This window comes from Ruegeria sp. AJ12 (genome assembly GCF_056536245.1).
Genome location: NZ_JBQFJJ010000001.1, coordinates 2,360,022 through 2,378,748, shown reverse-complemented (window position 1 = coordinate 2,378,748; position 18,727 = coordinate 2,360,022). Strand labels below are relative to the sequence as shown.

General features: G+C 59.7%; 18 protein-coding genes. 8 read left to right on the top strand and 10 right to left on the bottom strand.

The window, feature by feature from the left end:
• Positions 1–21: 21 nt before the first annotated feature.
• Both ACR3E0_RS12005 and ACR3E0_RS12000 read right to left on the bottom strand, forming a co-directional pair.
• On the bottom strand, positions 22–999 hold the full coding sequence (locus ACR3E0_RS12005; protein ID WP_480479049.1) for an alpha/beta fold hydrolase: 978 nt from the start codon (positions 997–999) through the stop codon (positions 22–24).
• On the bottom strand, positions 999–1,289 hold the full coding sequence (locus tag ACR3E0_RS12000; protein WP_480479048.1) for an SCP2 sterol-binding domain-containing protein: 291 nt from the start codon (positions 1,287–1,289) through the stop codon (positions 999–1,001). The genes ACR3E0_RS12005 and ACR3E0_RS12000 overlap by 1 nt, the downstream gene beginning before the upstream one ends.
• 69 nt (positions 1,290–1,358) lie before the next feature.
• On the opposite strand from ACR3E0_RS12000, the gene ACR3E0_RS11995 reads away from it, so the two are divergent.
• The 5 genes from ACR3E0_RS11995 to ACR3E0_RS11975 all read left to right on the top strand — a co-directional run bounded on the left by ACR3E0_RS11995 (position 1,359) and on the right by ACR3E0_RS11975 (position 6,369).
• A complete protein-coding gene (locus ACR3E0_RS11995; protein WP_480479046.1) occupies positions 1,359–1,928 on the top strand; it encodes a tetratricopeptide repeat protein in 570 nt (189 codons plus the stop codon).
• An 18-nt stretch (positions 1,929–1,946) separates the two neighbouring features.
• Complete coding sequence (locus tag ACR3E0_RS11990; RefSeq protein ID WP_480479044.1) at positions 1,947–4,787, top strand: helicase-related protein; 2,841 nt, start codon at positions 1,947–1,949, stop codon at positions 4,785–4,787.
• A gap of 6 nt (positions 4,788–4,793) precedes the next feature.
• The gene (locus ACR3E0_RS11985; protein WP_480479042.1) at positions 4,794–5,165 is read left to right on the top strand and encodes an RNA-binding S4 domain-containing protein; all 372 of its coding nucleotides are present in this window, start codon (positions 4,794–4,796) and stop codon (positions 5,163–5,165) included.
• Positions 5,166–5,230: 65 nt separating this feature from the next.
• Positions 5,231–5,569, top strand: coding sequence for a ferredoxin FdxA (gene fdxA / locus ACR3E0_RS11980; RefSeq protein WP_480479041.1), 339 nt, complete (start codon positions 5,231–5,233; stop codon positions 5,567–5,569).
• Positions 5,570–5,853: 284 nt separating this feature from the next.
• Positions 5,854–6,369, top strand: a complete 516-nt coding sequence (locus ACR3E0_RS11975; RefSeq protein ID WP_480479040.1) for a CarD family transcriptional regulator — start codon at positions 5,854–5,856, stop codon at positions 6,367–6,369.
• 154 nt (positions 6,370–6,523) lie between these two features.
• Here ACR3E0_RS11975 and cobS read toward each other — a convergent pair whose 3' ends face one another.
• A complete protein-coding gene (gene cobS, locus ACR3E0_RS11970) occupies positions 6,524–7,288 on the bottom strand; it encodes an adenosylcobinamide-GDP ribazoletransferase (RefSeq protein ID WP_480479038.1) in 765 nt (254 codons plus the stop codon).
• Between the two features lie 79 nt (positions 7,289–7,367).
• Here cobS and cobT point away from each other — a divergent pair, with 79 nt between their 5' ends.
• A complete protein-coding gene (cobT, locus tag ACR3E0_RS11965) occupies positions 7,368–8,378 on the top strand; it encodes a nicotinate-nucleotide--dimethylbenzimidazole phosphoribosyltransferase (RefSeq protein WP_480479036.1) in 1,011 nt (336 codons plus the stop codon).
• A 31-nt stretch (positions 8,379–8,409) separates the two neighbouring features.
• Here the strand turns inward: cobT and ACR3E0_RS11960 are convergent, their stop codons facing one another.
• Positions 8,410–10,290 carry a monovalent cation:proton antiporter-2 (CPA2) family protein gene (locus ACR3E0_RS11960; protein WP_480479034.1) on the bottom strand — a complete coding sequence of 627 codons (1,881 nt, stop codon included), beginning with the start codon at positions 10,288–10,290 and terminating at the stop codon, positions 8,410–8,412.
• Positions 10,291–10,309: 19 nt separating this feature from the next.
• Positions 10,310–10,765, bottom strand: a complete 456-nt coding sequence (locus tag ACR3E0_RS11955) for an Lrp/AsnC family transcriptional regulator (RefSeq protein ID WP_480479033.1) — start codon at positions 10,763–10,765, stop codon at positions 10,310–10,312.
• A 146-nt stretch (positions 10,766–10,911) separates the two neighbouring features.
• Here ACR3E0_RS11955 and hppD point away from each other — a divergent pair, with 146 nt between their 5' ends.
• Entirely contained in the window at positions 10,912–12,009 is a 1,098-nt protein-coding gene (hppD, locus tag ACR3E0_RS11950; RefSeq protein ID WP_480479032.1) for a 4-hydroxyphenylpyruvate dioxygenase, read from the top strand.
• Between the two features lie 14 nt (positions 12,010–12,023).
• On the opposite strand, the gene ACR3E0_RS11945 is transcribed toward hppD, so the two are convergent.
• Positions 12,024–12,653 (bottom strand): class I SAM-dependent methyltransferase, encoded by a 630-nt coding sequence (locus ACR3E0_RS11945; RefSeq protein ID WP_480479031.1) that lies wholly within the window; start codon positions 12,651–12,653, stop codon positions 12,024–12,026.
• A complete protein-coding gene (locus ACR3E0_RS11940) occupies positions 12,646–14,739 on the bottom strand; it encodes a hypothetical protein (protein ID WP_480479029.1) in 2,094 nt (697 codons plus the stop codon). The genes ACR3E0_RS11945 and ACR3E0_RS11940 overlap by 8 nt, the downstream gene beginning before the upstream one ends.
• A 194-nt stretch (positions 14,740–14,933) precedes the next feature.
• On the opposite strand from ACR3E0_RS11940, the gene ACR3E0_RS11935 reads away from it, so the two are divergent.
• Positions 14,934–15,599, top strand: a complete 666-nt coding sequence (locus tag ACR3E0_RS11935) for an SIMPL domain-containing protein (protein ID WP_480479028.1) — start codon at positions 14,934–14,936, stop codon at positions 15,597–15,599.
• Between the two features lie 2 nt (positions 15,600–15,601).
• Here ACR3E0_RS11935 and ACR3E0_RS11930 read toward each other — a convergent pair whose 3' ends face one another.
• The 3 genes from ACR3E0_RS11930 to ACR3E0_RS11920 form a co-directional block, all read right to left on the bottom strand.
• Positions 15,602–16,312 (bottom strand): GNAT family N-acetyltransferase, encoded by a 711-nt coding sequence (locus ACR3E0_RS11930; RefSeq protein WP_480479027.1) that lies wholly within the window; start codon positions 16,310–16,312, stop codon positions 15,602–15,604.
• 2 nt (positions 16,313–16,314) lie between these two features.
• The gene (locus ACR3E0_RS11925; RefSeq protein WP_480479026.1) at positions 16,315–17,607 is read right to left on the bottom strand and encodes an O-acetylhomoserine aminocarboxypropyltransferase/cysteine synthase family protein; all 1,293 of its coding nucleotides are present in this window, start codon (positions 17,605–17,607) and stop codon (positions 16,315–16,317) included.
• Positions 17,608–17,679: 72 nt separating this feature from the next.
• Positions 17,680–18,675 (bottom strand): hypothetical protein, encoded by a 996-nt coding sequence (locus ACR3E0_RS11920; RefSeq protein ID WP_480479025.1) that lies wholly within the window; start codon positions 18,673–18,675, stop codon positions 17,680–17,682.
• Between the last annotated feature and the right edge of the window lie 52 nt (positions 18,676–18,727).

Below are 18,727 nucleotides of genomic sequence, written 5' to 3'. Positions count from 1 at the left end.
CGAGGCTGGGACCACAAGCGCTTAGCGCGACACGGCTGCCTCGGGTGTATCCAGCGACTGTGCAGCAAGGAAATGAGCGGCCAGTTGTTCAAAAACAGGCCCACGCACATCCGGCCCTTCCATCAGCACCTCATGTTCGCCATCCGGGATCTCAACCAGCGTTCCGCTTGGCCAGTTGGCTATACGCGCGCGGATTGCGTCCCGGTCAACGATCTGCTCGTGGCTGCCAAGAAACGTCAGGCAGGGCGTTTCCGGGGCGGGACGCTCCATCAGCCAGGCACATTCGTCCAGGGCCTCACGCAACCAGCGATTTGATGGCGCGCCGAGCGCCAACTCGGGATGTGCGGTCAACTGGTCCTGCATCATCTTGTACGTGGCCGGATCGCGGGTCAGCACATTGCCTTCGAACGGCTGGGCCAGAACGTAGCTTTCCAAAGTGGTCGTGGGCGGTGTCTTTTCACCCAGGCCAAGCCGTGTGCCCCAATAGGCGGTCACCCGGCTGAGTGGCTTCATGATCGGCGTAAAGTAGATGCCCCACATCGGTCCGGTGAAGGCGCAGGCCGCGAAACACTTCTGTTCGATAACCGCGCGAAGCCCAATGGCCCCTCCCATGGAGTGACCGATCACATACCACGGCTGCGGCAGGTTCAGCAGTGTGACCAGATCCAGAATCGCCATCACGTCGTTTTGATAGTCGGGGAAATGGTCGACATGGCCGATCCTCGGATTGTCGAGCAGACGATCCGCCAGCCCCTGACCACGCCAGTCCACGGCCAGCGCGGCAAACCCGCGACGTACGAATTCACCGGCCGTGTCGCCGTATTTCTCAATGTATTCCGTACGACCGGGAAACAGCATCACCGTTCCGCTGGCTTCACCTTCGGGCAGCCAGTGGGCCATGCGAATGCGCTTGCCGTCCGAAGTATTCAGCCAATGTGCCGCACCACCGGCAGGACCGCCGGCCACGTCTTCAAAAAAGGGGGCCGGCGAATACTCCATCAGGCCAGCACCGAAGCAAGTTTCATGGCGATACCCATGTCTCCATCCACGCTCAGCTTGCCGGACATGAACGCGCCTGTCGGGTTCAGGTCGCCGCTGAGGATTTGTTCGAACGTATCCACATCCGCGCTCAGGGTCACGTCGGCATCGTCGTCGCTGACCCGTGCACCGTCTGCGTCCAGAACGATAGCGCCCAGATCGGCGATGGCAAATTTGGCCGAAGCGTCAAACGCGCCGCCTGCAAGTTTTTCGTTCAGCGCGGCTGCAGCTTTTTCCAGAGTGTCGCTCATGATCTTCCTCACTTTGTTTGTGCGCCGTGAATGGACATCCCCGGTCGCAACGCTACACTGAATATTGTTATGGCCATTGCAAACGACATTCTCAAAGGTATCGTCGCGGCACTTGTCGTCCTAGTCATGTATTCCACCAGTTCTTTTGCGCAACAGGCGGACTCTCAGGACGAATCAGAATTGCTGCAACGTCTGGTTCAGGCCTCGCCCGAGCAGGCTATCGGCATCGACCGGCAGCTCAAAGCGCTGTGGTCCCAGTCCGGGTCTGCCTCTGCTGATCTGCTGCTGGAACGGGGGCGCGAGGCGCTGGACGATGGCGACATCGATGCCGCGCTGGATCATCTGACGGCGCTCACCGATCACGCTCCGGGTTTTGCCGAGGGCTGGCATCTGCGCGCATCGGCGTTTTTTGGCATAGATCGCTACGGCATGGCCGCGGCTGATCTGGAATATGCACTGACGCTCAATCCCAACCATTACGAAGCCATCTACGGGCTGGGCCTGATCTTTGAAGTTCTGGACCAGCCGGAACAGGCCTACAAAGCCTATTCCCGTGCGCTGGCTATACATCCCCATCACGAGGAAGTAACCAATGCCGTGAATCGGCTGAAGCCTCGGATCGAAGGCGCGGCACTCTAAGGTCCGGGGCAGGGGGCAATGGTGAACGGGTCATCCCGAATTGTGGCCGTTCTGGGTCCGACGAACACAGGTAAAACCCATTACGCAATCGAACGCATGCTGGGGCACCGGACCGGTGTGATCGGCCTGCCTTTGCGTCTGCTGGCGCGTGAGATTTACGACAAGATTGTCGCGATCCGCGGGCCGTCCGTAGTTGCACTGGTCACTGGCGAAGAACGCATTGTTCCGCCTCGGACGCAGTACTGGGTGTGCACGGTTGAGGCGATGCCCGAAGGCATGGGGGCCGATTTCGTGGCAATTGACGAAATCCAGCTCTGCGCTGACCCGGAACGGGGCCATGTGTTCACCGATCGCCTGCTGCGTGCGCGGGGGACAAGCGAGACGTTGTTTCTGGGATCAGACACCATGCGCGGCCCGATATCGGCGCTGGTCCCCGAGGCTCAGTTTGTGCGCCGCGAACGGATGTCGCAGCTTGTCTATTCCGGCTCGAAAAAGATCAGCCGGATGCCTGCGCGCAGCGCCATCGTGGGTTTCTCGGTTGAAAACGTCTACGCCATCGCCGAACTGCTGCGCCGCCAAAAGGGCGGAGCTGCCGTGGTCATGGGCGCGCTCAGTCCGCGAACGCGCAATGCCCAGGTCGATCTCTACCAGAATGGCGAGGTCGATTTTCTGGTTGCGACCGATGCGATCGGAATGGGGCTGAACCTCGACGTCGACCATGTGGCGTTCTCGGCGCTCAGCAAGTTTGACGGGCGCCGGATGCGGCCTCTGGCACCCAACGAACTGGCTCAGATCGCCGGGCGGGCCGGGCGGGGCATGTCGGACGGAACATTCGGGGTGACCGGTGAGGCTCCGCCGCTGGACGATGGCGTTGCCCAAGCCATTATGGACAGCCGGTTTACGCCGATCAAGAAACTGAACTGGCGGAACTCCGCTCTGCGTTTTGGCTCTGTCGAGGCGTTGATCGCGTCGCTGGAGGTGTCGCCCGACAGCGAACATCTGAGCAAGGCCCGGCCTGCTGATGACCTGAACGTGTTGAAATCACTGTCGCAAGTGAGTGAGGTTGCGGCCCGTGCCAGCGATGGCGCATCGATCCGTTTGCTCTGGGATGTATGCCGAATTCCTGATTTCCGAGGCATAAGCCACGCGGAACACGCCGGCCTGCTCGAGGTGATCTACGGATATCTGCATGAAGGCGGAACGGTGCCTGATGAGTTCATGGCGCGGCAAATCCGCCGGATTGACCGGACCGACGGTGATATAGATGCGCTGTCCAAAAGGTTGGCGTATATTCGCACCTGGACATATGTTGCGCAACGAAACGGCTGGGTGCGTGACGAATCCCATTGGCGCGCCGAAACCCGCGCTGTAGAAGACAGGGTATCGGACGCGTTGCACGACCGTTTGACACAGAGATTTGTAGACCGCCGCACCTCTGTATTATTGCGTCGGCTCAAACAGAAGGAGGCCCTTTTGGCCGAAGTGAACGACAAGGGTGAAGTGACCGTCGAAGGCGAATTCGTCGGTCGTCTGGAAGGGTTCCGGTTCAGCCCGGACAAGAGCGCGCAGGGCACCGAGGCAAAAGCCCTGAAATCGGCGTCCCTGCAGGCTCTCGCGCCGCAATTCCATCTGCGTGCCGACCGCTTCTACAATGCACCCGATACCGAAATTGATTTCACCGATCAGGGCGGCCTGATGTGGGGCGAATACGCCATTGGCAAGCTGGTTGCCGGGGCGGAACCGCTCAAGCCGATGGTAGACGTGTTTGTGGACGAGGCCGCCGGGCCGGATGTCGCGCAAAAGGTTCAGCGCCGCTTGCAGCATTTCATCGACCGCAAGGTGGCGGCTCTGTTTGAGCCGCTTCTGAACCTGTCGCGCGACGAAGAGCTCTCGGGGCTGGCCAAGGGGTTCGCATTCCGCATGGTCGAAGCGCTGGGTGTGCTGCCGCGCGCCGGTGTCGCTCAGGAGGTGAAGGATCTGGATCAGGATGCACGTGGCGCCTTGCGCAAACACGGTATCCGGTTTGGCCAGTTTACCATCTTCATGCCGCTTCTGCTGAAACCCGCGCCGACGCGTCTGCGTCTGGTGCTTTGGGCGCTCAACAGCGGTTTGCAGGAATTCCCCGAGGCACCGCCGCCGGGCCTTGTCACTGTACCGGTCGCAAAAGGTGCGCCCGATGGATATGACACGATGTGCGGCTACCGGAATGCGGGCGAGCGCTCGATTCGTATCGACATGCTGGAACGCCTGGCGGATATGCTGCGCGCGGAGGATAGCCGCAGCGGGTTCGAGGCGAAGCCCGACATGCTGTCGATCACCGGTATGACGCTGGACCAGTTTGCCGATCTGATGCAGGGGCTGGGTTACAAGGCCGAGCGCGGTGAACGTGAAAAGGTCAGACAAGTGCCGGCTGAGACGACCGCGCACACGGAGCCGTCTGTGACTGAGGCGATGGAGCAACCTGCCGCCGAAGAATCCCCGGTGACCGAGGCACCTGCGGAAGAGGTCGCCAAACCCGCCGAGGCGGCAGCCGAGGCCACCGAAAGCACCGAGGCGGTCGCCGAGGCTCAGGTCCCTGAGTCAACGCCGGACGACCCTGAGGTCGAAGTGTTCTATACGTTCACCTGGGGCCGCCAACGCCAGACCAACCGGGCGCCGCGCCGCGACCAAAGGCAGGGTCCGGGCAAAGGCAAGCCGCGCGGGAAACCACAGGACGGGCGTGGCAAGCCACAGGGCAAGAAGGGTGGCAAGCCGCAAGGCAGCAAAACCTTCTCGTCCCGGCCGCCCAAAAAGGAAAAGGCCATCGATCCCGACAACCCGTTTGCTGCAGCGCTCATGGGTTTGAAAGAAAACAACTGAGGCGCCATGGCCGAAACACAGGCCAAGCTGAGGATTGACAAGTGGCTGTGGCGGGCGCGGTTCTTCAAGACCCGCAGCCTTGCCGCGAAACAGGTCAGCGGCGGCCATGTTCGTGTGAACGGCAACCGGGTCCTGAAACCGGCGCAAGGGGTTGGACCTGGGGACGTCTTGACCTTCCCTCAGGGCCGAATGGTGCGTGTCGTCCGAATCCAGGCACTGGGCCAGCGGCGCGGACCGGCCCCCGAGGCTCAACAGCTGTATGCGGATTTGACGGAAAAGCAGGACGTTCCGCCCAGAAATTCCGGGTTCGAAGGAAAAGGTCGCCCAACCAAGAAAGACAGACGGGCGATTGATCTTTCTCGTATCCCGGACGACTGATCTGATCTTGAAGACAGGCGCAGACTGAATTAGCTACAGCCCAAGCCATAAGCAGAAAGTCGACCATGACCTACGTTGTCACCGAGAATTGCATCGCCTGCAAATACACCGACTGTGTCGAGGTGTGTCCGGTGGACTGTTTTTACGAAGGTGAAAACGCCCTGGTCATTCATCCCGATGAGTGCATCGATTGCGGCGTGTGCGAGCCCGAGTGCCCCGCAGATGCCATCCGGCCGGATACCGAGCCGGGAATGGAGCCCTGGGTTGAGTTCAACCGCAAATACTCGGAACAGTGGCCGGTGATTATCACCAAAAAGGATCCGATGCCGGAAGCAGAAGAGCGCGACGGCGAAGAGGGTAAGATGGAGAAATACTTCTCCGAAGCGCCAGGCGAAGGCGGCTGAGCGATTCGGCAGGGTTTTTGAACTCAAGTCGGGCAGGAACCTGGCTTAGAGCGTTGAAAAAGCGCATCATATCTATGAGTTCCGTAGCGTAAGCTTTCGGATGTCTCATTTTTGTGATATAATTCCTCCTTACATGATGACCGAGAATGGGATGCACTCCGTAAGTATGCTCGCTTTGGAGTTCTGAATTTGTGACAACTTTGCCGCCTGACGGGGCTGAAACAGTCCCCGTAAGCGGTGTTTTTGTCGCCTGCGTTCCACTCTGCAACCAAGGAATACACTGAATGACAAAGTCGAAAAAGCTTGAGTTCCGCCCGAACGACTATGTTGTCTATCCCGCCCATGGGGTTGGACAGATCATTTCGATCGAAGAACAGGATGTCGCGGGATTCACGCTCGAGCTGTTCGTCATCTCATTTGAGAAAGACAAAATGACCCTGCGGGTACCGACCAACAAGGTCACCGAGTCCGGTCTGCGGTCGCTCAGTTCGCCGGATGTGATCAGCCAGGCCATGCGGACCCTGAAAGGCAAGGCCAAGGTCAAGCGCGCCATGTGGTCCCGCCGGGCGCAGGAATACGAACAAAAGATCAATTCGGGCGATCTGATCTCGATTGCCGAAGTGGTCCGTGACCTGCATCGCACCGACGATCAGCGCGAGCAGAGCTATTCCGAGCGGCAGTTGTATGAGGCGGCGCTGGAGCGTCTGACCCGCGAAGTCGCTGCCGTGTCGGGTGCCGGAGAGATTTCCGCGGCAAAACAGGTCGATGATGTTCTGACATCACGCGCCGCTGCAGCCTGAACCGTGGCACAATAATTCCTGAAGGCCGCTCCTGATTGGGGCGGCTTTTTTGTGCCACAGGTGTCAACGGACACTCTGAGAAATAATTTTAATTTCAAAGCCCTATGAGAAATAATTCGAGAAAAAAGTTTTCTGGACAACTTTAGCCAAGCGCTTAGATTTGCGCTGTCAGTGCCAGTAGGAACGCAATCTCACCCAGTTGTTGTGATGCACCCAGTATGTCTCCGGTTTGGCCGCCGATCTTTGCCTTGGCTATGTAGGCCAGCACACTCACGGCCAATGCGGCGCTCAGTGCGGCCAGGAAAATCTGTGAGCCGGTGATCAGCATGGCAAGACCCGCTGCCAGAACCAGACCGGCCACGACGGGCGCGATGCCGGGCGTTCCAACGGAATGACTGAGACCTGATGTGCGGGCGTTCGGAAGAACGGCCATCACCACCGGAATCAGCGCGCGGGACACAATGCATGCGGCAACAAGTGACCACAGCTCTCCTGCCGCCACCAATGCTGCGACGGCTGCGACACGAACAATTTGACAGATCAGCAATGCCAGCACGCCATATGTGCCGATATGGCTGTCTTTCATGATTTCCAGCCGGCGCTCGGCGTTGAACCCGCCCCATAACCCGTCACACGTATCTGCCAGACCATCCTCGTGCATTGCACCGGTTGTGCAGATCAGAACTGCGACGACAAGCCCGGCACACGCTAAGGCCGGCAGGTTTGCAGCCATCGCGACCCATCCGATAACGCAGGCCACCCCGCCAACAACCAGACCCGCCAGAGGGAAAGCCCAAGCGGCCTGTGCCTGTCTTGCAAAGACCGCGTCCGGTAGGCGTGGCAAGGGCAGGCGAGTCAGCAGGACCAAAGCCAGAGGCACATCCCACGGGGAAAAGGGTCTGGTGTCGTTTTTGTGCACTCCTGCGCCTTTCGGGGTCTTGTTGCTCTGAACGCTTCGGTTAAACACACAGAACCACTCGGATGCAATGAGGCTTTGGATGCTGCCCGAACTGAATGATTTGAATGCTTTCCGCGACGCGCTGACCAGCGCTCCGGGTCCTGATGACGAGGCTGCGCATGGTGCTGCCGAACGTAACGGGCAACTGACAAAACCGCCGGGTGCCCTGGGGCGTCTTGAAGACCTGGCGATCTGGTACGCGGGGTGGCGTGGGACCCCGCGCCCGGAAATTACCGCGCCACAGGTGATCGTGTTTGCCGGAAATCATGGGGTTACGGCGCAGGGGGTTTCGGCCTTCCCGCCGGAGGTCACTGTGCAGATGGTGATGAATTTTCAGCATGGCGGCGCCGCGATCAACCAGTTGGCAAAGGCCGCAGGTGCGAAAATGGATGTGCACGCGCTGAACCTGGACCAGCCGACCGCAGATTTCACCCAAGGCCCGGCAATGACCGAACAGGAGTTTCTGCAAGCTCTGCGAAGCGGTTGGGCAGCGGTCGATCCACAGGCCGATCTGCTTGTGGTGGGTGAGATGGGCATTGGCAACACAACCCCTGCGGCCGCGATCGCCTGCGCACTTTTTGGGGGCGATGCCGCCGACTGGACGGGACGCGGGACGGGTGTTGATGACGCTGGGTTGGCCAACAAGACCCGGGTCGTCGCCGAAGGCGTGGCGCGTCACGGCGGTGCGGACGGGCTGGAGACCCTGCGGTGCCTTGGAGGGCGTGAAATTGCGGCGATGGCGGGCGCGATCGCGGCGGCGCGTGTGTTAAGCATCCCGGTCATTCTGGACGGCTTTATCTGCTCCTCTGCTGCTGCCTGTTTGGCGGATATTTCGACCGGAGCCTTGGACCATACGGTCGCTGGGCACCTGAGCTCGGAAGGGGCCCATGGCGCTGTGCTTGCCAAGCTGGGCAAAGAGCCGTTGCTCGATCTGGGCCTGAGACTGGGCGAAGGATCCGGCGGAGCGTTGGCGATCAACATCCTCAAAAGCGCCGTGGCCTGCCATTCGGGAATGGCCACCTTTGCCGAGGCGGGTGTGTCTGACGGCTGATAAAGCCTCCTGATCGGGGCAGATGCTCGGGTCAGGCCGATTTCTTGGCGTGTTCCTCGGCCAGTTCCAGCAGTGCGGTTTCCAGATCCTTTTCAAGCTTCTGGGCCCGCTCGATATATTTCTTGTTCTCTGCCGTTGGCATGCCGGGAATCCACAATTCCGCCAGATCGCGCACCGATGCCCGGTCGTGATGATAGAAGGTCTGCTCGGCCTGCGCGGCCTCGTATTCGCTGAGACCAATATTCTCCAGAACATAGCGCCCGGCCCGCAGAGAGCTGTCAAACATCTCGCGCACAATGTCGCTCGCCCCGGCCTGATAGAGCTCGTAGACATGGGTCCGGTCATGCGCACGCGCAATAATATGCAGATCCGGGCGCTGACGCCGTGCAAAGCCAACCAGCCGGGTGACCTGTTTGCGGTCATCCATCGCCGCCACCAGAACAGAGGCTTTTTCCAATCCCGCGGCCCGCAGCAATTCGGGCCGTGTCGGGTCACCCAGAAACCCTTTGACGCCAAAACGGCGCATCAACTGGATCGTTTCGATGTCATGATCCAGAACAATCGTCTTGAACCCGCTGGCCCGAACCAGCCGGTTGACGATCTGACCGAACCGCCCGATCCCTGCGATGATGACGGGTCCTTTTTCGTCGATCTCGTCCGGCTCGAATTCCAGCGCCGCATCGCCGATTTTTCGGGACAACACGTCATAGATGATGAACAGCAGCGGCGTGATCAGCATCGTCAACGCGATGATCATCAGCAATTTCTGGGACAGGTCGGGTGGGATGACGTTCTGTTGCGTGGAAAAGGCCAGCAAGACAAAGCCAAACTCGCCGGCCTGTGCCAGACCGAGTGTGAACAACCAGTGATCCCGCCCGCGCAGTTTAAAGGCCTTGCCAACAAGGAACAGGATGACGCCCTTTGCAACGATCACCAGTAAGGCGAGGCCGATCAGGTCCAGCGGATCGTTGAAGAAATACCCCACATCAATCCCGGCCCCGACGGTGATGAAGAAGAGACCGAGGAACAGGCCTTTGAACGGCTCCAGATCGCTTTCCATCTCATGCCGGAACTCCGAACTGGCCAGAACCACGCCGGCCAGAAAGGCACCAAGGGCCGGGGACAGGCCCACCAAAGTCATCAAGAACGATATCCCGACCACGATCATCAGGGCCAATGCCGTGTACATTTCCCGCAAACGGCTGGCGTGGATAAACCGGAACAAAGGCCGGGTCAGGTAGATACCGGCCAAAATCACAAAGGCCACGGCGCCGATGGTGACCAGCGTGACAGCCCAGCCCGGCAACCCTTCGACCAGCGACAGGCTGTGATGGCCCGCTCCGTGCAGATCGTCCGCGCCGCGGTCTATCGATCCGTCATTCTCGATATGCGGCATGGCGGGCAGTGCCAGCAGGGGCAGCATCGCCAGAATGGGAATGACCGCGATATCCTGCGTCAACAGCACCGAGAACGTGGCGCGCCCGCCATTGGTTTGCATCAACCCTTTCTCTGACAGGGTTTGCAGCACGATGGCTGTCGAAGACAAGGACAACGTCAATCCAACCGCCAAGGCGACCGACCAGGGATGGTTCGCATAGATAGCGACCCCTGCGATCACGGCGGTAGACAATAAAACTTGCAGGCCCCCGAGCCCCAGCAACCTGTCCCGCATGTCCCACAGGGCGCGCGGTTCCAGTTCCAGACCGATGAGGAACAGCATCATCACAACACCGAATTCGGCCACATGCTGCAGGTCTTCGGTTTCTGCGCCGACCAGTCCCAGGATCGGACCGATGATGATCCCGGCCGCCAGATATCCCAGAACCGATCCCAGTCCCAGGCGCGCCGACAGGGGCACGGCAATCACTGCCGCTGCCAGGTATATCGAAGCCTGATATAGGAAATCGTCCATGTTTATCCTCTTGTCCCGCTCAGGTCGGCAGGGGTGCGTCGCGTTTGAGTTGATCCATCACGATCTGGCTTTGAACCCGTGCCACTGCAGGATGCGGCAGGATAACCTGATGAAGCAAGCGATTGAGCGCGGAAAGATCGTCGCAATAGACATGCAGCAGGTAATCTGCCTCTCCTGTCATCGTCCAGGCGCTGGTGATCTCGGGTCTTGTGTCGACCATACGCGCGAAACTTGCTGATTGTTCGGGGCCATGGGTGCCCAGGTGCACCTGAATGAAGCCCTGCACCTGCAATCCCAGCTTCAATGGGTCCAGCCGGGCGGTATAGCCGGTGATGTAGCCTTCGGCCTCCAGTCTTTGTCGGCGACGGCCCGCCTGGCTGGCGGACAGGTTCAGCACGTCGCCCAGCTGTTGTGCGGTCAGATGCGCATCGCGCTGTAGGGCTGCAAGCAATCCGATATCAGTCCGATCAAGCATGCGCGGCGTTTCCTCATTTTTTCGCCATATGATGCGAAATTTACGCGTTCTTTATCAGTTTACACGAAAACAATGCGCAGAAACAGCGCCTCGAAAGGCATATTTTTGAATCAGCAAAGAAATTCCTGTTTTTGAGGAGACGCGCCATGGGTCCTTTCCCCCACAACGCCCCGAAATCTGTCATCAGCAAAGACAACCCGGCTGGCACGGACGGGTTCGAGTTTGTCGAGTTCGCCCATCCCGAGCCGCAGGAGTTGCGCGACCTGTTCGCAAAGATGGGCTTTGACCTTGTTGCGCGCCACAAGACCAAGCCGGCGGTCGAACTCTGGCAGCAGGGTGACGTCACCTACATTCTGAATGCCGACCCAGAAAGCTTTGCCGCAAAATTCGTCGAAGAGCACGGGCCATGTGCCCCGGCAATGGGCTGGCGGGTCGTGGATGCGAAACAGGCCTATGAGCACGCTATCTCAAAGGGCGCCGAACCTTATGACGCCGCAGACAAGACGATGGATGTTCCGGCGATCAAGGGCATCGGTGGCTCTCTGCTGTACTTCATCGACCAGTACTATGATACGTCGCCCTACAATCAGGAATTTGAGTGGATCAGGCAGTCCAAGCCGCGCGGCGACGGGTTCTACTATCTCGATCACCTGACCCACAATGTCTACAAGGGCAACATGGACAAATGGTTCAGGTTTTATGGCGACCTGTTCAACTTCCGGGAAATCCGGTTCTTTGACATCCAGGGCAAATTCACCGGGTTGTACAGCCGCGCGCTGACCTCTCCCTGTGGTCGGATTCGCATTCCGATCAACGAAGATCGCGGCGAAACAGGCCAGATCGTTTCTTACCTCAAGAAGTACAAGGGCGAGGGCATTCAGCACATCGCTGTCGGCAGCGAGGATATCTATGCCTCGACCGACGCGATTGCCGAAAAAGGGCTGAAATTCATGCCGGGGCCGAACGAGGCCTATTACGACATGTCGACGACCCGGGTGACTGACCATGCAGAGCCGCTGGACCGGATGATGAAGCACGGCATTCTGATCGATGGCGAAGGTGTCGTGGATGGCGGCGAAACAAGGATCTTGCTGCAGATCTTCTCGAAAACCGTGATTGGCCCGATCTTCTTTGAATTCATTCAGCGCAAGGGCGACGATGGGTTTGGGGAAGGAAACTTTCAGGCCCTGTTTGAATCCATCGAACGCGAACAGATCGAAAGCGGCGAAATTTCAGCAGCCTGACGGCGTTTCACTTTTTAGTCCGGCGCGCCCAATACCAGCCAGGTCCATGTGACCCCCGCGCGCCGGTTGTGATCTTGAAGGGAGTCCGCCTTCAACATCCGCAGAATTCGAAGGCCTTCACGTTCCGCGCGCTGCATCAGATCCTCGGCGGAAATGGGGAATCCGGGCCGGTCGGCGGGGCTGGGCCCATGTCGCAGTGACACGATCATCCGCCCACCTGTTCCAAGCAACGACGACATTGTAGCGATCGCCTGCTCCTGATCCTTGGGAGGCAGGTGATGCAACACGCCTATGACCAGTACCGCATCAAAAGCCCAGACGTCCGGGCGGAGGGTCGCCAGTTCTGGTAGCCGGTCATCCTTCCATGTAATTCTGTTTGACCGGTGCCGTTGCCGTGCATGGTGCCGAAAGGCCGCTGCAGGCTCGACCGCAGTGACGATGCACCCTCGGGCAGCGAGCCAAGAGGCGGTCACACCAGATCCGGCGCCAACATCCAATACAGTTTGGCTAAAGGTGGGCAGGTCGCCCATCACCGGGGCAAGAATACTGGCAGGATCCAACCCATCATATAGCGGGATGAGCTCCGGCGCGGCCGTGTCATATGCCGAAATGACACGTTGTACGCTGTCCACAGTGTCAGCCACGCGGCATCTTCAAGGTCAGGTTCCGCCCGCGTTTTTCGTACCGCAATTCGCTTTCGCTGATGGCGATGACCCGACCGCCGTCGATCCTGTCCCCGACCTTGAGCTTCTTGTACCGTCCGCTGGGTAGCCGGACCAGCGCCCGCCGGTTGGCCGGTGTGCCATAGACGCCAATCAGGTTCAGCCTGCGCAGATTGATGGCATTGTCTATCGTGGCCTGACGCGCGACGGATGCGCTGGACGGGATCTTGGGCGCGACCGCCTTGGCCTGGAATGAGCCTGCCTCGTCGCTGGTCTGATCCACGGCCGCTGTCGACCCCAGATTAGCGGTGCTGGCACTGGCCACGCGTGCGGCGGCGGCTGCGGCTGCCAACCCGGCTGGACGGACCTTGGGGCGCGGGACCCGCACAACGGCCAATGCGGTTGGTGTTTCGTCGATCTGCGGACTCGCCTGCAGAGACTCGGGGCGCAGCTTTGGTCGCAGAATCGATAGCTCTTCCAGTGACCGACCGCCCAGTTGCTGGCGTTCGAATTGTTCAATCAGGTTTTCCGGACGCGGGCGTGGGCGTAGTTGGGCAAGCCTCTGATTGTCCTCTTCTTCGATCACCGGTGCTTCTTCAAAACGTACCGGCGCTTCGGGTGGAACCGAGGGTGGTGGACCCAGGAATACCAGAACGCCATCGGGGTTCAGAGCGCCCTCTGGCGTGGGCGTCACCAGGCCGCGTTCATCCAGATCAAAACCGGCACCGGCATCGCCGGGGGACGCGGGTTGTACGAAAGGCGGATCGGTTTCGAAACTGGCAACCGGGGGCAGGGCGACTGCATCAGTCGACAGATCGAATCTGTCTATGGAGGCCAAATACTGGTCTTCGGGCTCTGCCGGAACCGGCGCATCCGGGGTGATTGGGGGCGTGACGCTTAATCCTGCGACGGCTTCTATATCTTCCAGAGCCTCAGACTCGCGGGCGACCTGCTCAACCGGTGTGGGCGGAACCTGCAAAGCCTCCAGAATGGCGGCGTCGGTCGGAGTGAGCTCAGGCTGATCTTCATCCGGTGTCTGGGTGGTGTCCTCAGACGGGGTCTCAAGGGGATTTTCGTTGGCTGCGAGGGCTGGTTCAGCTTCTTCCGCTTCCTCAAGACCGGCAACCTGGGTGTCAGGTCCCGGCTGCTGAACGTGGGGCGGGGCCGGTTCGATGTCGGCGATGTCCGGCTCAGGGCCAAGGACCGACCAAACCGCGATGGCCAGGCCGATACACACCACCGCCGCAACGGCTGGTATCGCATAGCGCTTGGCGCCGTGCAGCGGTGGGCGTTCGCTTGCTGCTCCGGGGATGGTCAGAGGCACCGGTGATCGGAACGCATCGGGTGCGGCGGTGTCTGCAATGGCGTGGACAGCCGGACCGGTTGTCTGTGTGTCTTCACGGGTGTCTGATTCTTCCGAGGCGTTCGGTTCGCTCGGAGTGTCAGGCACGTCCGGAATGGCGGAGATGTCCGGAATGTCAGGCTCTTCGCGGGTACCAGGCTCTTCCGGAATGTCCGGTTCGTCCGACGCGGTAACCTCGCCCGGTGCGATCTCATCGGCAGCAGGGGCGGAGGAGGGTGAAACGGACAGGGGTGGAGCGGCCAGATCAAATCCCGGTTCCCGCGGAAATTCCTGTGCTCTGGCATCCGCACTGAACAAAACCGGGATAAAGCCGTATTGCGTGGCAAAATCCCGCGCCTCTTGCAGCGTTTCGCGCGCGACTGCTGCGATACAGGTGTCGGACCCAAGGGTGCTGGTATCAAATGTCAGTTCGGACACATCATAAGGCGTCGCCTGTGACAGAGCATCATAAATCTTCTGATCCCGCTCATCAGCGCTCAACCCCTCGGTCCGAACCGACAGATAGCGGATCTGATCCGGTGGCAGGATCACCTTGCAACTCAGGTCGTTTTCAAGCGCAAACCCTTTTTCCTGCAGCGCTTTGATCTGTGTCTCAAGGTCGGGCGCATCCAGAGAAACCGTACCAATGCTGAACCAGTCGCCATCCGAATGATGGTCCAGGGAAATTCCTGTATCAGAAAAAGACAGCGCAAATGCGGGTTTCATAATCCCGAGGAACCATACTTGTCAGCATCAATGCAAACGACTTCGCGTCTGCAGACCGACATTAAAGCAGGAACCCGCCGAGGGAAAGAAAAAGGCAAACTCTCCCCTTGCCGATCCATGTCCTGGCGACCCATGTTGAAACCAAGCAATTTGGAGGGATCACCTTGAAGACGTTTGCTTTTTTAGCTGCAATCATGGCCGCAACGGTGGCTGGAATGGCCCATGCGGAAGAACGTCGCATCACCGTCGACGCGACCGGAACGGTGCAGGTTGCACCGGATATGGCAACAATCACCTTGGGCGTGACGAATGAGGACACGGAAGCGTCGGCCGCAATGCAGGCCACGTCGGATGCTGTTTCGCAGGTTTTGGCGAGGCTTGATGAGATGGGCATCGAAGACCGGGATGTTCAGACCCGCGATCTGTCGCTGTCGCCTGTCTGGTCGGGCCGTACCGGTCAGGTCGGCGACAAGCCCGAGATCACTGGCTTTGTTGCTTCGAACCGCGTTTTTGTGCGGGTGCGCGATCTGGCCAAGCTCGGCCAGATCATGGATGCGGTCATTCAGGACGGTGCCAATGATTTCGGCGGGCTGAGCTTTGGCGTTCAGGATCCGAAACCCGTTGAAGCCGAGGCACGGGACAAAGCAGTCGCCGAGGCAATGGCCAAGGCCGCGCAACTGGCGCAGGCCGCTGAGGTCACCCTTGGGCCGGTGCAATCGATCACGGAACATGGCGGTGGCGTGCGTCCCATGGCGCAAATGCGCGAAATGGCGATGGCGGACGCGGGCGGCGTGCCGGTGGCAGGCGGCGAAATAGCGGTCTCCATCAATGTGTCGATGGACTTCGCGATTTCCGAATAGTCTCAGGTGTCTATGCGGGCCATCAATGGTTGCCGTTGCTGGCCCGTCGCGTCGAAGTTGTCGGGCGACAGCCATGCCTCGAATGCATCGCGAATGCGCGGCCAGTCCTTGTCGATAATCGCAAACCAAGCCGTATCCCGATTGCGCCCTTTGTAGTGGGTGGCCTGACGAAAAATGCCTTCGTAAGTGAACCCCAACCGCTCGGCCGCACGACGCGACGATGCGTTCAGCGCATCACATTTCCATTCATAGCGGCGATAGCCGAGTTCATCGAACACCCGGCGCATCATCAGATACATGACTTCCGTGGATTGCGGCTTGCGCTGCAGGAGCGGCGAGAAATGGATATGTCCAACCTCGATCGCTCCCGCTGCGGGTTCGATCCTGAGGAATGAGGCCATTCCGACAGGTACCTCATCCGTGTCCAGAACCGTATGAAACATGGGATCAGCATCCATACAGTTTGCCCGCGCCCACGCGACAAAGTCATGTTCGCGGTCAAACGGCCCATAGGGCAGGTACGTCCAGTTCCGCCCGTCGGCATCTTTGGCAAATGCCCGGAACAGGCCGGGCGCATGGCGGTTGACGTCCAGCGGCACGACCGAACAGAACCGACCCTCCATCGGGGTGTAGGGCGGTGCCGGGCGCGGAAAGTCGCCCGCAACCGGCAGCCCGATTGGCTGGCCAAGGTCGTTTGTGTCGTGCCCGCCCATTGTCAGGCGCTGGCTTTGCTGAGCGCCTGGTCGAGATCGGCAATCAAGTCGTTTGCGTCCTCGATGCCGATGGACACGCGGACCACGTTTTGTCCGGCGCCCGCAGCCTCTTGCTGTTCCGGTGTCAGCTGCCGGTGGGTGGTCGAGGCCGAGTGGATGATCAAGGACCGCGCGTCGCCCAGATTGGCGACGTGGCTAAAGATTTCCAGCGCGTTGACCAGTTTGATACAAGCATCGTACCCGCCCTTGACCGCAAAGGTGAACAGCGCACCCGCACCCTTGGGATAGTGGGCTTTGACCCGATCATGATAGGGCGATGAGGGCAGGCCCGCATAAGTGACGTATTCCACGCGGTCGTCGGCTTCGAGCCATGCGGCAACCTTTTGCGCGTTCTCAACATGGCGTTCCATCCGCAGCGACAGCGTCTCGATCCCCATCAGCGTGTAATGCGCGGCCTGCGGGTTCATCGTCATGCCCAGATCGCGCAGTCCGATGGCGATGCCATGGAAGGTGAAGGCCAGCGGCCCGAAGGTCTCGTGAAACTTCAACCCGTGATAGGCCGGTTCCGGTTCGCTCAGCGACGGGAACTTGTCATTCGCCGACCAGTCGAATTTGCCCGAATCCACGATGCAGCCCCCGGTGACAGTGCCATTGCCGGTCAGGTACTTGGTGGTCGAATGCACCACCAGCGTCGCGCCGTGTTCGATGGGGCGGCACAGGTACGGCGTGGCCGAGGTGTTGTCGACGATCAAAGGTATGCCCGCTGCGTCTGCCACGTCGGCCAGCGCCCGAATGTCGGTGACATATCCGCCGGGATTGGCGATGGATTCGCAGAACACCGCGCGGGTGTTGTCGTCGATGGCCGCTTTGACCGCATCCAGATCATCGGTGTCCACAAACGTGGCCGACCAGCCAAAGCGTTTGATGGTCTGGCTGAATTGCGTGACCGTCCCGCCATAGAGCCGGGTCGATGCCACGACATTGCAGCCCGGACCCATCAGCGGGAACAGCGCCATGATCTGCGCTGCGTGTCCCGAGGAACAGCAAACCGCGCCCACGCCACCTTCGAGGGTCGCGACCCGCTCCTGCAGCACTGCAACCGTCGGGTTGGTCAGACGGGAATAGATGAAACCGACCTCTTGCAGGTTGAACAGGGCTGCAGCGTGATCCGCGTCCCGAAACACATAGGCGGTTGTCTGATAGATCGGTGTCTGGCGCGCGCCGGTGGCCGGGTCGGGGCGTGCGCCCGCGTGAATTTGCAGCGTGTCAAAACCGTAGGTGGGGCCGTCAGACATCTTGAATATCTCCCGTTGGATTGTGTGTTGGCGAATCTGTAGGACATTGCCCGGCTGGGCACAACGATCCTGTCAGCGCAGCCACAGACCTTTGCTTTTGATCGTTTTACGGATGACCTGTTCGCGCTGCGGCAGGTTGTCCTGATCGAACAGGTCCCGGATTTTTGCGCCCTTGCCCTGAATGACCAGCTTTTTCAGCGGTTCGTAGTTCTTGAGAACCTTCTTGACCCGGTTTGGTGCACTGACGGTTTCGAGAACGTCGATCACATGGTCGCTTTCGCGCGCATAGAGCAATGGAAACAGGCGATAGTGGCAACTGACCGAACCGTCGAGCAATCCGCTGGGCAGCGCGTCCCGACCGCCGCCGAACGCGTGAATGACCAGCGGAAGGGCGACCTGGTCCAGCCAGGGATCGAGGTTCTGCCCAGTCAGTTCGGGGATATCCTCGTCGCGCATCGTCCGGGCATAACTCAGAAACCGCTCGCCGAATTGGCGGGGGCATTTGTAGAAGAAATAGCCTGCGTTGAAATACAGGTAGCGGCGCCAGTAATTCTGCGGCTGACTGGTGTCCAAAGAGCTTTCGAAATCCAGCCCAAAGCGCTGATAGAGCGCGCGCCAGATGCCATCGAAACCGGGCCCGTACAGCGTTGGTTTCGGCCAGGTGCCTTCAACCTTCAAGGACGCGCCGGGGCGGTCAAAGTCAAATGGCACATCGGTCAGTTCACCGGTGATCAATGTGTCGGTGTCGAAGAACACAAACGGCTCACCTTCGGGCATGGCCAGAAGGGCTTCGATCTTGTTGCCGTGGGGATAGCTTTCACCAAACACGGCAGAATCAAAGGGCAGGATTTCCGCCCCCAGTTGACCCAGTGCTTTCAGCACCTCTTCATTTTGAAGACTTGGATTTTGTGCCCAACGGGGTCCGGGGTTCGGTGTCGCAACAAACAGCCTGCCGTCGAAATTGGGTGAGGACTGGCGCAGCGACGCGGCAAACAGCACAGCCTCGTATTGCAGACGATTGTTCTGCCCGATGATGAGGATGTTGAACTTGCCGGAGGGTGCCTGCATCTTTGCCTGTTCCTGTCGGGCGCTTGTGCCTTGCGCCCCTGTCCCGGGATTA

What these genes read in the sequence shown, in the direction of transcription:
- ACR3E0_RS11985 (WP_480479042.1), top strand. Translation starts at nt 4,794, where the DNA reads ATGGCCGAAACACAGGCCAAGCTGAGGATTGACAAGTGGCTGTGGCGG.
- ACR3E0_RS11935 (WP_480479028.1), top strand. Translation starts at nt 14,934, where the DNA reads ATGGCCGCAACGGTGGCTGGAATGGCCCATGCGGAAGAACGTCGCATC.
- ACR3E0_RS11990 (WP_480479044.1), top strand. Translation starts at nt 1,947, where the DNA reads ATGGTGAACGGGTCATCCCGAATTGTGGCCGTTCTGGGTCCGACGAAC.
- ACR3E0_RS11930 (WP_480479027.1), bottom strand. Translation starts at nt 16,312, where the DNA reads ATGGGCGGGCACGACACAAACGACCTTGGCCAGCCAATCGGGCTGCCG.
- cobT (WP_480479036.1), top strand. Translation starts at nt 7,368, where the DNA reads ATGCTGCCCGAACTGAATGATTTGAATGCTTTCCGCGACGCGCTGACC.
- ACR3E0_RS11920 (WP_480479025.1), bottom strand. Translation starts at nt 18,675, where the DNA reads ATGCAGGCACCCTCCGGCAAGTTCAACATCCTCATCATCGGGCAGAAC.
- ACR3E0_RS11960 (WP_480479034.1), bottom strand. Translation starts at nt 10,290, where the DNA reads ATGGACGATTTCCTATATCAGGCTTCGATATACCTGGCAGCGGCAGTG.
- ACR3E0_RS12005 (WP_480479049.1), bottom strand. Translation starts at nt 999, where the DNA reads ATGGAGTATTCGCCGGCCCCCTTTTTTGAAGACGTGGCCGGCGGTCCT.
- hppD (WP_480479032.1), top strand. Translation starts at nt 10,912, where the DNA reads ATGGGTCCTTTCCCCCACAACGCCCCGAAATCTGTCATCAGCAAAGAC.
- ACR3E0_RS11975 (WP_480479040.1), top strand. Translation starts at nt 5,854, where the DNA reads ATGACAAAGTCGAAAAAGCTTGAGTTCCGCCCGAACGACTATGTTGTC.
- ACR3E0_RS11940 (WP_480479029.1), bottom strand. Translation starts at nt 14,739, where the DNA reads ATGAAACCCGCATTTGCGCTGTCTTTTTCTGATACAGGAATTTCCCTG.
- ACR3E0_RS11925 (WP_480479026.1), bottom strand. Translation starts at nt 17,607, where the DNA reads ATGTCTGACGGCCCCACCTACGGTTTTGACACGCTGCAAATTCACGCG.
- ACR3E0_RS11955 (WP_480479033.1), bottom strand. Translation starts at nt 10,765, where the DNA reads ATGCTTGATCGGACTGATATCGGATTGCTTGCAGCCCTACAGCGCGAT.
- fdxA (WP_480479041.1), top strand. Translation starts at nt 5,231, where the DNA reads ATGACCTACGTTGTCACCGAGAATTGCATCGCCTGCAAATACACCGAC.
- ACR3E0_RS12000 (WP_480479048.1), bottom strand. Translation starts at nt 1,289, where the DNA reads ATGAGCGACACTCTGGAAAAAGCTGCAGCCGCGCTGAACGAAAAACTT.
- ACR3E0_RS11995 (WP_480479046.1), top strand. Translation starts at nt 1,359, where the DNA reads ATGGCCATTGCAAACGACATTCTCAAAGGTATCGTCGCGGCACTTGTC.